The organism is Micromonospora sp. DT68 (genome assembly GCF_049847245.1).
Classification (GTDB): Bacteria; Actinomycetota; Actinomycetes; order Mycobacteriales; family Micromonosporaceae; genus Micromonospora; species Micromonospora profundi.
Genome location: NZ_JBNCNZ010000006.1, coordinates 174,651 through 187,611, shown reverse-complemented (window position 1 = coordinate 187,611; position 12,961 = coordinate 174,651). Strand labels below are relative to the sequence as shown.

The 12,961-nt window shown below is 70.8% G+C and carries 10 protein-coding genes, 1 pseudogene and 1 riboswitch; of the genes and pseudogenes, 3 read left to right on the top strand and 8 right to left on the bottom strand.

Features of this window, described 5'->3' with window-relative positions:
- Window positions 1-18 precede the first annotated feature (18 nt).
- The gene (locus ACPXB1_RS13515; RefSeq protein WP_425735352.1) at window positions 19-1,023 is read right to left on the bottom strand and encodes a multicopper oxidase domain-containing protein; all 1,005 of its coding nucleotides are present in this window, start codon (window positions 1,021-1,023) and stop codon (window positions 19-21) included.
- A 455-nt stretch (window positions 1,024-1,478) separates the two neighbouring features.
- Between ACPXB1_RS13515 and ACPXB1_RS13510 the strand changes: the two are divergent.
- Window positions 1,479-1,877, top strand: a pseudogene (locus ACPXB1_RS13510) (helix-turn-helix domain-containing protein); the annotation flags it as partial.
- A 502-nt stretch (window positions 1,878-2,379) separates the two neighbouring features.
- Here ACPXB1_RS13510 and ACPXB1_RS13505 read toward each other — a convergent pair.
- The 4 genes from ACPXB1_RS13505 to ACPXB1_RS13490 form a co-directional block, all read right to left on the bottom strand.
- Window positions 2,380-3,282, bottom strand: coding sequence for a hypothetical protein (locus tag ACPXB1_RS13505; RefSeq protein WP_425735351.1), 903 nt, complete (start codon window positions 3,280-3,282; stop codon window positions 2,380-2,382).
- 39 nt (window positions 3,283-3,321) lie between these two features.
- Window positions 3,322-4,236 (bottom strand): pyridoxal-phosphate dependent enzyme, encoded by a 915-nt coding sequence (locus ACPXB1_RS13500; RefSeq protein ID WP_355591736.1) that lies wholly within the window; start codon window positions 4,234-4,236, stop codon window positions 3,322-3,324.
- A 71-nt stretch (window positions 4,237-4,307) separates the two neighbouring features.
- The gene (locus tag ACPXB1_RS13495) at window positions 4,308-4,970 is read right to left on the bottom strand and encodes a response regulator transcription factor (protein ID WP_355591738.1); all 663 of its coding nucleotides are present in this window, start codon (window positions 4,968-4,970) and stop codon (window positions 4,308-4,310) included.
- Window positions 4,967-6,085 (bottom strand): sensor histidine kinase, encoded by a 1,119-nt coding sequence (locus ACPXB1_RS13490; protein WP_355591740.1) that lies wholly within the window; start codon window positions 6,083-6,085, stop codon window positions 4,967-4,969. Before ACPXB1_RS13490 ends, ACPXB1_RS13495 begins: the two co-directional genes overlap by 4 nt.
- 214 nt (window positions 6,086-6,299) lie before the next feature.
- On the opposite strand from ACPXB1_RS13490, the gene ACPXB1_RS13485 reads away from it, so the two are divergent.
- On the top strand, window positions 6,300-6,734 hold the full coding sequence (locus ACPXB1_RS13485) for a DUF6223 family protein (RefSeq protein WP_355591743.1): 435 nt from the start codon (window positions 6,300-6,302) through the stop codon (window positions 6,732-6,734).
- A gap of 21 nt (window positions 6,735-6,755) precedes the next feature.
- Here ACPXB1_RS13485 and ACPXB1_RS13480 read toward each other — a convergent pair whose 3' ends face one another.
- Window positions 6,756-7,055 carry a MerR family transcriptional regulator gene (locus ACPXB1_RS13480; RefSeq protein ID WP_355591746.1) on the bottom strand — a complete coding sequence of 100 codons (300 nt, stop codon included), beginning with the start codon at window positions 7,053-7,055 and terminating at the stop codon, window positions 6,756-6,758.
- Window positions 7,056-7,730: 675 nt separating this feature from the next.
- Between ACPXB1_RS13480 and ACPXB1_RS13475 the strand changes: the two genes are divergently transcribed.
- On the top strand, window positions 7,731-8,978 hold the full coding sequence (locus tag ACPXB1_RS13475; RefSeq protein WP_355591749.1) for a sensor histidine kinase: 1,248 nt from the start codon (window positions 7,731-7,733) through the stop codon (window positions 8,976-8,978).
- 75 nt (window positions 8,979-9,053) lie between these two features.
- Here ACPXB1_RS13475 and ACPXB1_RS13470 read toward each other — a convergent pair whose 3' ends face one another.
- Both ACPXB1_RS13470 and ACPXB1_RS13465 read right to left on the bottom strand, forming a co-directional pair.
- Window positions 9,054-11,588, bottom strand: a complete 2,535-nt coding sequence (locus ACPXB1_RS13470) for an ABC transporter permease (protein ID WP_355627782.1) — start codon at window positions 11,586-11,588, stop codon at window positions 9,054-9,056.
- Window positions 11,589-11,591: 3 nt separating this feature from the next.
- Window positions 11,592-12,395, bottom strand: coding sequence for an ABC transporter ATP-binding protein (locus ACPXB1_RS13465; protein ID WP_355591754.1), 804 nt, complete (start codon window positions 12,393-12,395; stop codon window positions 11,592-11,594).
- A gap of 233 nt (window positions 12,396-12,628) precedes the next feature.
- Window positions 12,629-12,746: riboswitch (SAM riboswitch) on the top strand.
- Window positions 12,747-12,961: the final 215 nt, after the last annotated feature.

Below are 12,961 nucleotides of genomic sequence, written 5' to 3'. Positions count from 1 at the left end.
CCCCACTCTCGGTTTCGGTCAGCTGCCATCCGTATGGGTGTGGCCCTGGAACCGGTGGATCGCTTCCTCGGCGCCCGGCGGCATGCTGCCGTCGGCGTTGCGGACCAGGAAGATGCCGGCCATGCCACCGTCGGAGTGGAACTGCACGTGGCAGTGGTACATCCAGGCGCCGGGTCCGACGCCCTCTCCGGCGAGGACCTGGAAGCCGAAGGAGCTGCCTGGATTGAGGTCCTTGTTGTCGATCACGAGGCTCGGATCGGCCGGGCCCTCCAGCATGCCCGTTCGGTTGTCCGCCCAGCGGTGTGCGTGCAGGTGGAAGGTGTGGAAGGTGCCGCCGTGCCCGATGGCGATCCACTCCACCCGCTCGCCGAGGTTCGCCTCGAACATCGGGGTGTCCGGGGCCATCTTGTTGTTGATCATCATGTCGTTGAACACGACTGTGAACTGCTTGTCCGGCAGGATGTCGCCGCGCCGCCGGACGATCAGCGCCCCGTACAGGCCCTTGGCTATCCCGCCGGTGCCGTGGTCGGTGCCCATGGCGTGATCGTGGTAGTGCCAGTAGCCGGCACTGCCCGGCATGTACCGCCGACCCGAGGCGGCGAACATCTCCCGCGAGCGCCAGACGTACGTGCGCGTCTCGCCGGGGTTGTTGAACGAGGCGTTGAGTGGGCTGCCGTCGGAGTCGGTGCTGTAGTCCACCCCGTGCGGATGGATCGACAGCCGCTGGTTCGTGGTGTTGACAAGGGTGATCTCCAGGGTGTCACCCTCGTAGATCTCCAGCACCGGCCCGGGCACGGTGGCCTGGCCGGGCGCCAGGCCGTACCCGAACAGGCCACCGGGCAACTGCTCGGCGTAGAGGGTGACCTTCTTCGTGACGCCGGCGGCGGCCCGTGCAGGGCTGCCGCCGAGGGCGCTACCGATCGCCGGGGCGGACGCGCCGAGCGCGCCGGCGGCCAGTGCTCCGGTAGCGATCAGCGATCTGCGGGAGAGCTGGCGGTGAGGGCCAGCAGCATGATCGTCCATGGGTCTCCGTTCCCGACCGGGCGAAGACGCGACGAAGGGCAGGGTGCATCAACCGCCGAGCACGGGGCGGAAGCACGACTGAGGTGAGGCTCGTCGCGGGCTTTGCTCGGAAGACTCAGAACTTTCGGTGGATGCCAGCAACTTATGTAATCCATCGACGAAAGTACAGGTCTGATTGCAAAAAGATTACCTTGACATCACGGCAACCGTCGATTGACAGGGTCGCGCGACGCAGGCCGCCCCACTCGACAGCGCCTGCGGAGCGCTCCACCGGCGCCGCGGAAACCGCCTGCGATCAGTGGGTTGAGTAACCGCCCAACCTGGAACGAGTAAGGCAGCGGTGCCTGACGACGAGGCGCTACGGCATCGACTGCGAGAAGATCACATCACGGCCACACGCCGTATCCGATCGAGTGCCGTACGCCGAGCACCACAGCACCGAGGGGGCACCTCCGATGACGGACACTCCCACGACGCCGCAGATGGCGTTCGCGCAGTTCGTTCGCCAGACCGTCGAGGACGCACGGGAACAACACGGCTGGACGGTCGGCGACATCGCGCGACACACAGGCATCAGCCGCTCTACGCTGTTCCGCTGGCTCGCCGGCGACTGGCAGCGCTACCCGGAACTGTCGAAGGTCCGCAGCCTCTGCGCCACACTCGGACTTCCCATCGCTGCCGCAATCCGGCCACTCGCGATGGCCGGCACCCCCACCCCGGCCAGCCCTCCGGCGCTCACGCAGGTCGACGCGGACATGGGCAGCATCCGTGAACGGCTGCTCGACGAGACCGTCCCGGCCTCGGACAAGCGCCAGATCCGCGCCCTGCTGCACCGCCTGGCCCGCCGGGACGTACCGCTTAACGCCCGGCCGTCATCGACGCCGCAGGTCGCCCGCCGCAACACCCCACACCAGCCAAGGGCGTCGCGCCTGTAACCGCCGACCGTCCACCTCGCTTAGCGCCGTCCTCTCCTCCCTCATCTCCGCGCCTCATCCCCGCGGCGTAGGACTCCGACCACGGCCGCCGCAACCCACCGCCGTGGATCGGCCTGAGCTCCGAGGTCGACAGCTCCCTGTGCCGCCCCATCGTCAGGTCGCCCATACCCAGGCGCGTCCTGTCGAGCTGCCCCACCGGTGGGGCAGGCGGCGGCGCCCCACCACCCTTGTCCGGATGTCGCTCAATCCGATACGAGCTTCCGGTGTGCCGGCGTCTGGTGCTGCGCGGTGAGGTCATCTACGAGGGAGGGTGCGTCGCGCACGCCCCAGATTTGGGGCAGCTCTACAGCGCGCCACTACACGTACCGAGGAGGCGACCAGAGCGGGCAGGGCGACCAGAGCAGGCAGGGACGGCCTCGCCTCAGTGCGCGGCGCCGCCGGCCGGGGCGGTGCCCCCGCCGGACGGGCGGTGGCCGATGCGCGGCGCCCGCACCGCGGAGGCGGTGCCCGACGCAGGGCGGAAGTCCCGTGCCGCCGAGGCCACCATCTCGTCCGGATCGCGCTCAAGTGCCTTACGGATGTGCGGCGGGACGATCTCGGACGTCGCCATCGCCAGTCGCACCTGCACGGAGCGGTCGTCGACGAGGCGTTCCAGGTCCGCCTCGTCCAGGTCGACCGAGCGGACCAGCGCCACGCGGACGTCCACCACCGGGTCGGCGGCAAGCGCGCTGCGCTGCGCGGCGGTGGTACGCCGGTTGCGGGCGAGCCCCTTGCGGACGCGGCTGGTGCGGTCGGCCATCAGGGCGTTGATCACGTCGGGGTCGTGGGTGTGGGTGGCGAGCCGTTCCCGCACCTCGGGTGAGACGTCGTTGACAAGCCGGGCAGCCAGGTCGGGTTCCAACTCGCGGGTCTCGGCGAGGAGGCCACGAAGCTCCTTGTCGGCCGCCTCGACCATGGCCCGGCGCACCGACTCGTCGCAGGCCGGGTTACTGGCCACCGCCCAGCGGACCCACCGGTCCGCGTCCTTGACCAGACGCAGCAGGTTGCCGACCGACGTCGACGGGTTCCTCGCCACGGCCTCCCGGACCTGACGGTCGTGGTCCCGGGCCAGCGGTCGCAGTGCCTGCGCGGGCGCGTCGCTGCGGCTCGCGACGGCCTTACGGACCACTGGCGACGGGTCGGACGCCAGATCGATGAGGGTCATCTGTGACGTCGCCGGGTCCTGCGCAACGCCGAGGCGCGCGTCAGCACCTGCCGTGTCGTTGCCGGTGGTGGCCGGTCCGCTGTGCCGGTCGGATCGGCCGACGTGCTGCTGCTTGCCCATGAACGCAATCATGGCACGAGCTGTTCGGGGCGCCTGCGTTCAGTGATCCTGGCGGCTTTTCCCGCCGCCGAACAGCCCAGGATGGCCGAAGAGCCCCGGCAGGCCCCCGGTGTGCAGGAAGACCACACTGGCGCCGCGCGGGAAGCTGCCGGCCAGCAGCGCGGCCATGGCCCGGCCGGTGTACGTCGGATCCAGGAAGATCCCCTCCTCGCGGGCGGTCGTTGTCAGTGCCTCCCGCACCCCGTCGGTGAGGGTGGCGTAGCCTGCGCCCACCTGTGACCCGTCGATCCGCAGCGCGGCCGGCTCAACCTCACCGGTCAGCAGGCCGGCGACCGTCGAGCGGGGGTCGGGCAGGGCCCCGACGTCCACGCCGACCACCCGCTCGGCGCCCAGTTCGCGTACCAGCCCGGCCATCGTCCCGCCGGAGCCGAGCGCCACCACGACCTCCGTCGCGTCGATGTCCGGCACCTGGTCGCGCAGTTCCCGACCGCAGTCCACATAGCCCTGGACCGACGCGGGTGAGGTGCCACCGAAGGGGATGGCGTACGCCGACCGCCGGTTCGCCTCTACCGCCACCACCTCCGCGAGCGGGCTGTCTCCCGCCCAGACGATCTCCGCGCCGGCCAGCTCGTCGAGCAGCAGGTTCCCGCGCCGCTCCGGCGGGGGCGAGCCGGCGAGCACAAGCACGCAGCCGAGGCCGAGGCGTGCGGCCGCCGCGGCGGTCAGCCGCGCGTGGTTGCTCTGTGGCGCCCCTGAGGTGATGAGCGTGGTGGCGCCGACCGCGACCGCCTCGGCGCAGGTGTAGCGCAGCTTGCGGATCTTGTTGCCGCCGCCGCCGAGCCCGCCGAGGTCGTCGCGCTTGAACCACAACTCCGCCAGCCCGAGCCGGGCTGCGAGCCGGGGTGCGGCCTCCAGCGGAGTCGGCCACGTCCCGAGGAAAACAGGTGCGATCATGCTGACAGCTAATCACCGCGCCAACCCTCGTGCGACGCTCGCCACGCCTCGTCGCCCTGCTGGTGATCACCTCAGCGCGGGCGTGGCACCACGAGGCCGCACTCGTACGCGATGACAACGAGTTGGGCGCGGTCGCGGGCGTGCAACTTGGCCATGGCGCGGTTGACGTGTGTCTTCGCGGTCAGCGGGCTGATCACCAGGCGGTCGGCGATCTCGTCATTGGAGAGGCCACGCGCGACAAGTGCGACGGTCTCCCGTTCCCGGTTGGTGAGCCCGGCCAGGCCGGCGTGGGCACGCAGGTGGGGCGGCTCGGTGACGTACCTGTCGATGAGCCTGCGGGTGATCGACGGTGCGAGCAGCGCGTCGCCGCGTGCCGCGACGCGGACGGCGTGCAGGAAGTCCTCCGGCTCGATGTCCTTGACGAGGAAGCCGGCCGCGCCCGCGCGTAGTGCGTGGAAGACGTGTTCGTCGAGGCCGTAGTTGGTAAGGATGACGACGTGCACCCCGGCCAGGGTCGGGTCCGCGGCAATGAGCCGTGTCGCCTCGATGCCGTCCATTACCGGCATCTGAATGTCGATGAGCGCGATGTCGGGCAGATGTTGTCTGGCGAGAGCCACCCCCTGTCGCCCGTCGGCGGCCTCGCCCACCACCTCGATGTCGTCTTCGGCGTCGAGGAGCGCGCGGAAGCCGCTGCGAAGGAGCGGCTGGTCGTCGACAAGCAGGACGCGGATCATGGCGTCGGGCCGACGGGAAGCTCGGCGTGGACGCTGAAGCCGCCCTCGTCGCGGGGCTCGGCACGGAGCCGACCGCCGAGGGCGGTGACCCGTTCGCGCATGCCGAGCAACCCCACACCGGGCGTCGGCGGCGTGCCCAGCCGGGCCGTACCGTCGTCGTCGACGCGGATGGCGAGGGCATCCGGACGGTAGTCGACACGGACCGACGCCGTCGCGGCGGCGGCGTGCCGGGCGACGTTGGTGAGGGACTCCTGGACGATCCGGTAGGCGGTCCGGTCCACCGCTGCCGGCACGTCGTGTCGCTGCCCCTCGATCGTCAACGTCGCGTCCAGGCCGGCCATCCGGGCGCGCTCCACCAGCTCCGAGAGGTGGTCGAGCCCGCGCTGCGGGTTGCCGCCGTCCTCGCGCAGCGCCTCCAGGGTCGCGCGCAGCTCGCGGCTCGCCTCACGGCCGGCCTCCCGAATCGCCAGCAGCGCCTCCGGCACCGCCTCGCCGCGCCTGCGGGCTAGGTGGACGGCCACTTCGGCCTGCACCTTGATGATCGAGATCTGGTGGGTGAGCGAGTCGTGCAGCTCACGTGCGATGTGCAGCCGTTCCTCGTCGGCGCGGCGACGCGCGACCTGTTCCCGGGTGCGCTCGGCTTCGTCGGCCCGCCGCTCGGCCTGCCGCAACGCCTCACCGGCTGCGGCGGCGGCGACGAGCCACGCCACCTCGAGCGCGCCGCGGGCACGTGTGAGCGCCTCGCCCACCGGAAGGTCCAGCGGCGGGGCCAGGGCCGTGAGCGGCAGCGCGACCAGCATCAGGACGGCCGCGATGATCGTGACGGCGCGATGCCCTGCCCGCACGGCGGCGTACACGGCGAACAGGAAGGCGACAGCGGGCACGTCGAAGCCCACCGCCTGGTAGCCGACGCCGCACAACCCGCTGAGGGCGAGGACGGCGACGGGTGCCTGCCGGCGCGCGGCCAGAGCCAGACCACTGGCCGCCAGGAGCGCGAGGCCGAGCAGGTCCAGGGAGATGCGGGAGCGGTCCTCGGCGAGCCCTGCGGCAAGCAGCGCCGCTGTCACGCACACGGCGATTCCGATGTCCCGGACACCCACCCGTCCCGTGCTCATGCCGGAACCGTAGCCCCGCGCATGCCGCCTGCGACTCCCCCTGGCGGACGAGCCACCACTACCGCGCCCGCTGTAGCGCACGCCGCGCCTGCCCCGTCCGTGGCAGGCGGGTACGCCCTCGACGGCAGGCGAGAAGGCGTCCCGTCGCCGGACGACCCGCGGCCCGCCCACCGCCAGGATCGGAGCACAACGATTGACGACGAAGGAGTGGCACATGAACGCGTCAGGGAATCTGTCAACCGCCCGGCTGGTGGTCGCCGTCGTCGCGTCCACTCTGGTCGGCGGGCTCGCCGCACCGGCGGCCGCGTACGCGTCGACTCAGCCGGTCGCCGCCAGCGTCACAATGAGTGCCGGGCGGCTCGGGGCCTCCGTGGCAGCCGTGGTGGCACTGGTCGGCGTCATCATCGGCGCGTTGTCCCTGGCCCGTCCCGCAAGTCGCGTCGGCACCGCCACCGGTCGGCTCGGCGCGGCCGTGGCCCTGGCGACAGGACTGGTCGGCGTGGCGCTCGGCGCGCTCGTGGTGGTCACCTCGGACAGTGGGATCGGCACGGGCAACGGGCGTGGCGGCGCGTACGTGGCTCTGGTCTTGGGCGTGGCCGCGTTGGGCCTCGGTTCGATCGCACTGAGCCGCTCCCGGCGCACCGTCTGACGTGGCCGGGCGCGGCTGTGGTCACCTACCGTTCTGGTTCTGCCGCAGGGCCTCCTCGAGCTGGTCCTCCAGGATGATGATGCGGCAGGCGGCTTCCAGCGCCGTGCCCTGGTCGACCATCTCCCTGGCCCTCGCGGCCAGTCGCAGTTGATAGCGGGAGTAGCGGCGGTGCCCGCCGGCCGAGCGCTGCGGGTGGATCAGCTTCGCCTCGTCCAGCCTGCGCAGGAATTCCTGGGTGGTGCCGACGATCTCCGCGGCGCGACCGATCGTGTACGCGGGGAAGTCCTCGTCGCCGAACATGTCCTCGGGTCCTTGGCCCATCTGACCTCCATGTCGAGGGCCCCGGCGCTGACGCGCCGGGGCCCAGGGTTATGGGTTTGAACACCATCTACCGACGAGAACGTCGGCTTGTCCTTTCCGCACCAGCCTGCTGTGCAGGCAACGGGTGCGAGGATCGCATAAGCGTGACCGGAGACCACCTCTCGTTCGATGGAAACTGCGGTGTCCGCCCGGCCCGAACAGCGACCGGTAGCGGGCGATCCAACGGTGTGGAACCCTCCCTTTCCTCTGCTTCCATTGCCTGAACTGCTCGCCCGCGTGGAGGCCCCACGCAACTTCGTGGCCCCACACGTCGGCGACGAACTGTCAGCTGGAGCCCTGAACGTGCCTCGGCCCCACCTGCGACCCTCCGTCATGTCGACCGGAGCTTGTGCCTATCTGCACTGCCGTGCGGGCGAAAGCGGCGATGTGCGCCGGCTTCCAGCCCTCTGCCCGTCGCGACCTCGCAATCGGTCAGGTCGTCCGCGTCTTTACGTTCCTCTGCTGTCAACGAGAGATACCTTAACCGGACCGGCCGAGAATATCTACAACAACGGGCACAAGTTTTTCTCTGTGGCGCGCTGCCGCGGGTGGTGACGTCGCACCGCCAGCAGCGCTTTCACGGCCGCGCCGTCGCCCGGCCCGGACCGGTGTCCTATGGTCTGGCGGGGAGGTGCGGTGTCATTCGAGGACTCGGCCGCTGGCAGGCGTTTCCACGCCAGCCGGCGTTACCTGAACGACCGGATACGTCTCGCGGTCGATGCCCTGGAGCATCTCGTCGGCGGGCTGAGCACGTCATTACTGGCGCTCGGTGGGCTTGCCCACGTCATCGGTATCGGAATCTTCCTCCCGTCGCCCACCCTGCGGATGGTGCGGGCGGTCGCCAACCGCGAACGGGACCGCCTGTCCCGCTGGGGTCCGCCGGTCGTGAATCCCGGGCCGGTGCCGGCCGGACTGCGCGACGCGTTGCGGGACTACGCCGTACGGCGGGAGTTGGGCTGGCTGGCGGTACACGCCTTCGCTGGCTTCCTGATCGGTCTGCTCGCCCTCGTCATCGCCCTGTACGCGCTGCAGGGCGTCACGTTCCCACTGTGGTTCTGGCTGCTGCCGCCCGGCTCCCACGGGCCGGGGTTGCTTACCTGGCGGATCGACGGGTTCCTGGACGCGCTCGGGGCGGGAGTTCTGGGCATCGGCTGGCTGGCAGTCGGCCTGGCCGTCGGGCCGGGCATGGCCCGCCTCCAGGCGCGGCCCGGCCGTCGTCTGCTGGCGCCACCTCCCGGCGCCGATCTGTCGCTGCGGGTGGCACAGCTGACCGCCACCCGCGCTGGCGCGCTGGACGCCCACGCCGCGGAGCTGCGCCGCATCGAACGGTCACTGCACGACGGGACACAGAACCGGCTGGTGGCGGTCAACGTGCTGCTCGGCGCGGCCCGTCGGGCGCTGGCCCGGGACCCGGAGTCTGCGACGGCCGTCCTGGAGCGGGCGCAGGACGCCGCCGAGCAGGCGCTGGCCGAGCTGCGTACGGTCGTGCGCGGCATCCTGCCGCCGGTACTGGCCGACCGCGGCCTGACCGGCGCCCTCAACGGCCTGGCCGCGAGCAGCGCCGTGCCGTGCCGGGTCGACATCGACATGCCCGGTCGGTGCGCCACCTCCGTCGAGGCCACCGCCTACTTCGTGGTGGCCGAGGCGCTTACCAACGTGAACAAGCACAGCGGCGCCACCGCTGCCACCGTCACGGTGCGCTCCGAGGGCGGGCAGCTGCTGCTGCTGGTGAGCGACGACGGCCACGGCGGTGCCGCTGAGCGCGACGGCTCGGGGATCACCGGCATCCGGCAGCGGGTCGAGGCGTACGACGGACGGTTCTCGCTTACCAGCCCGCCCGGCGGGCCGACGACGATACAGGTGGAGCTGCCGTGCGGATCGTGATCGCCGAAGACGATCCTCTGCTGCGCGAAGGGCTGGCCCTGCTGCTGCGGGCCGAGTCGCTCGACGACCTCCCGTCTACTCCCTGATTCCGATGCCGTGGACCGGCGGTGTGCGCAGCAGTGCGCCGATGGGCAGGACGGTGGTGACCAGCGCCAGCAGCGTGGTACCAACGATGATCGATATCCATCCCGCCAGGGGCACGTAGGGCACGGGCTCTCCGGTCAGGGTCCGCACCACCGAGATCAGCGAGATCGCGGCGATGGCTCCGCCGATCAGCAGTGACGTCCCGAGCAGGCCGACCTGTTCGGCGTGCACCATCCGCTTGACCTGACGCCGGGTCACTCCGACCAGACGGAGCAGCGCCAGTTCGCGCCCCCTGGCCAGTGCAGCCATGACCATCGTGTTCGCGGCCGCGAGGGCGGCGTAGCCGACCATCACGCCGATGAGGAGCTTGTTCAGCCAGGCGCTGAGCGCCAGGTCCTTCGCCAACTGAGCGTTGATGGCGCTGGTGTCGACAAGTCCGCTGCCCGGGTAGCGGCTGACGAGGTTGGCGAGGGCGCCGGCGTCGCCGCCCGACTCGGTTCGGATCAGGACCTGGTCGTCGAGATCAGTCGCCGTGTGCCCGTCGAGCGTCTCCCGGCTGAGGGTCACGTCACCGAAACCCAGCCCCCGTTCGTAGATGGCGACCACCCGCAACGTCACAGGCGTGCCATCGCCCAACCACATCGAGACCTGCTCGCCGACGTCGACACCCTGCGACGACGCTCGGAGGCTGGACAGGGCCACGCTCTCGCCACGAAGGTCGGCAAGGCTGCCGTCGCTGACCTTCAGGTCCATCGTCTGCTCCACGCCCTCGGGATCGATGCCCTGAGCGCCGACCACTTCGACCTCGCTCAGCCAGGACATCAGAACGGACGTACGTCGGATGCCGGTCGCCGCGACGACCCCGGGAGTCGCGCGGGCCTCGTCCACCGCGGTCTCGGGTAGCCCGGTGGCGGAAACCAGCGCGTGTTGGGCGAGTATCCCGTCACGGCTCTGCGCGATCGTATGGCGTTGCAGGTTGTCCTGGAGAAACCAGACCGAGCCTCCGAAGCCGACCGACAGCACCAGCGCCGTCAGCACGGTGACCATTCCCTGCGCGTTGGCCCGCAGGTTCGCCGAGGCCAGGTATCCGCTCTCCCGCCAGACGGCCCGCAGGGCCGGACCGAGCGCGCGGGCCGCGTACCGGTTGATCCATGGTGCCAGCAGGGCCACCGCGAGCACGAAGGTGTAGAGCATGCCGATCGCCGCACCGAGAGCCGCCTGGCCACCGGCGGCCGTCGTGAACATGGTGAGCGCGAGGCCGCCGGCCAGCGCGCCCAGGCCGAAATAGAGCCGGGTCCTGCTGTTGCGCGCCGCTTCCACCGACACCTCACCGAGTGCCTCGGTCGGTCGGATCCGTACCGTGCGGCGGGCCGCGATCAACGCCGCCGCCGCGGCCACCAGGATCGTCGCCGCTGCCACCGCCACCGTCGAGACGACACCGCCGGTGATCGGGAAGCCCTCGGGGATGAAGCCCCGCTCCACCAGTTGCCGGTGCACCCAGCCGGTCGCGAACAGGCCCGCCGGCACGCCCAGCACGACGGAGGCAATGCTCAGCTGGCCGACCTCCGCGAGGATCATCAGTCGTACCTGACCCGGTGTCGCCGCTATGGCCCGCAGCAGGGCGAGGTCGCGACGTCGGTGGCGTACCGCCAGGCCGATGGTTCCCGCCACGACGAAGATGACGAGCAGCGCGACGTAGCCACCGAAGACGGCCCCGATCTCCACGAGCAGGGCACCCGCCGCGAGAGCCTCGGGTTGCTCCAGCTTGCCGCGCTCGACACCGGTGTACGCCTTCGCTCCGACCTCGGCGGACATTCGGCGAACCTCGGCCACCACTGCGGTGCGGTCCGCGCCGGGCGCCAGGATGATTCCGATCGCGTCGGCCCGGCCCGGGTGCGGGTTCAGCTGCGCGGCATGGGTGTCGGTGAAGAAGAGGGCGTCCGCCGGCCCGTCCCCGGCGACCGTCCGTTCGACGGTGGCACTGATCCGATACTCGCGGACGCCGCCGTTGACCAGGATGGCGATCCGGTCACCGGGGCTCGCTGTGGAACCGGACGTCGTGGCGAGCCCGACGTCGACGGCGACCTCGTCGTCGGCGCCAGGCTGGTTGCCGGCGACGATCCGGTACGGCGTGAGCCCGGCACTGCTCCAGCCGTGGCCGGTGGCCTCCGTCGCCACCGGTGTCGAGACGACGGCCCGGAAGGAGTTGTCGACGGCTACGGTTGCCACTCCGGGCACCTGCCGGAGCCGATCGGCAAGCGCGACCGGAACGGTCCCGCCGGCGGGTAGGGCGACAGTGGTCGTGACCATCTCGCCGTCGAATTCCCTGTTGGTGACGGTGAGTTCGCGGTTGGCGATCACCACGTCCGCGGCGGCCAACCGCTGTGGTGTGGGCTGGTAGCGCAGTCCGGACTCGACCAGCAGGCCGATTGACGTCAGGATCGTGACGCCGAGCGTGAGTGCGACCAGGGTGGCGACGGCGCTTCCGATACGGTGGCGCAGCATCTGCGCGGCCAGTCTCAGCACGGCTCAGACCTCCCGCGCGGTGCCTGCGGGGCGGCGGCCGAGCAACGCCAACTGCTCGGCGATCCGCTCCGCGCCCGGCTGGGGCATGTCCCGCACGATCCGACCGTCCGCGAGGACCAGTACCCGGTCGGCGTAGGAGGCGGCCACCGGGTCGTGGGTCACCATGATGACCGTCTGCCCGGAATCGTCGACCACCGACCGCAGCAGGGTCAGCACCTCCGCCGCCGTCTGCGTGTCCAGGGCGCCGGTCGGTTCGTCGGAGAAGATCACGTCAGGACGCATCGCCAGCGCGCGGGCGATCGCCACCCGCTGCTGCTGCCCACCGGACAGCTCCGCCGGTCGGTGACGCAACCGATCGGCGAGCCCCACCCGTTGCACCACCTCCCGCAGCCACGCCGCGTCGACCGGCGTCCCGGACAGCCGCAACGGCAGGTGGATGTTCTCCTCGACGCTCAGCGCGCCGATCAAATTGAAGGCCTGGAAGATGAAGCCGATCCTGCTCCGGCGCAGCTTTGTCAGCTTGGTCTCCGACAGCCGCGACAGCTCCTCCTCGGCGATCCACACACGACCGGAGGTCGGCCGGTCCAGACCCGCCGCCATGTGCAGGAGGGTGCTCTTGCCCGAGCCGGACGGGCCCATCACCGCCGTGAACGTGCCGCGCTCGAACGTGGCGTCCACGCCGGCGAGCGCTGTGACGGACTGACGCCCGGACCCATAGACCTTGACCAGGCTCTCGACCCGGACGGCAATCGGCCCGGCAGCAGCCGCCGGCACCGGGATCGGGGAACGGTAGACATCCGTGCTCATAGTTTCTTTCCTTTATCGGCGCTCTGGGTGGCATGCCGAAGCGACAACCACGCCAGGCCCCGTGTCGCGAGACCGAACGTGTCAGGTCGAACTCTTCCGTCCGGAATTCCTTGCACCTGAACGTATGCGGGTCGTCGGACGGCAGCCATCCCCCGTGCCGTACTCCCGGCGTAGTGCTGGCACTACCAGCTGCCCGAACGCGTTCGACGGCGATGCTCTCTACGCTCCGTCTGCGTCACGAGTGGTAAGCGTCAAGCCTCCCGGCTCGCTGACCCGGCAACCGCGCCACGCGCACGGTGCCCCGGGGGAAGACCCGGCCGACCGCGAGCCGCGGCCCGGCAAGAGCGCCCTGTAGACACGTCTCGCAGGCGCGCGCCGCTCAAACGAGCTGCGTGAGTGGCAGCGATGGTGGCCGCCCTCGCTCGGAGCGAACGTCGACGCGTTCAACCGCTACGGCATCGTGCCCGTCGCCCGTGACCTCGCCGGCCTCCGGCAGGCCCAGGTGCACTTCCTGTTCACGGCGCACTGGTCGCCGGCCTGGCCGGCTGCTGTTGGTGACGCCCCGG

Coding starts and splice junctions, on each gene's coding strand:
- ACPXB1_RS13500 (WP_355591736.1), bottom strand. CDS start 4,236: ATGATCGCACCTGTTTTCCTCGGGACGTGGCCGACTCCGCTGGAGGCC.
- ACPXB1_RS13480 (WP_355591746.1), bottom strand. CDS start 7,055: ATGGGCCAAGGACCCGAGGACATGTTCGGCGACGAGGACTTCCCCGCG.
- ACPXB1_RS13490 (WP_355591740.1), bottom strand. CDS start 6,085: ATGAGCACGGGACGGGTGGGTGTCCGGGACATCGGAATCGCCGTGTGC.
- ACPXB1_RS13505 (WP_425735351.1), bottom strand. CDS start 3,282: ATGGGCAAGCAGCAGCACGTCGGCCGATCCGACCGGCACAGCGGACCG.
- ACPXB1_RS13465 (WP_355591754.1), bottom strand. CDS start 12,395: ATGAGCACGGATGTCTACCGTTCCCCGATCCCGGTGCCGGCGGCTGCT.
- ACPXB1_RS13515 (WP_425735352.1), bottom strand. CDS start 1,023: ATGGACGATCATGCTGCTGGCCCTCACCGCCAGCTCTCCCGCAGATCG.
- ACPXB1_RS13495 (WP_355591738.1), bottom strand. CDS start 4,970: ATGATCCGCGTCCTGCTTGTCGACGACCAGCCGCTCCTTCGCAGCGGC.
- ACPXB1_RS13485 (WP_355591743.1), top strand. CDS start 6,300: ATGAACGCGTCAGGGAATCTGTCAACCGCCCGGCTGGTGGTCGCCGTC.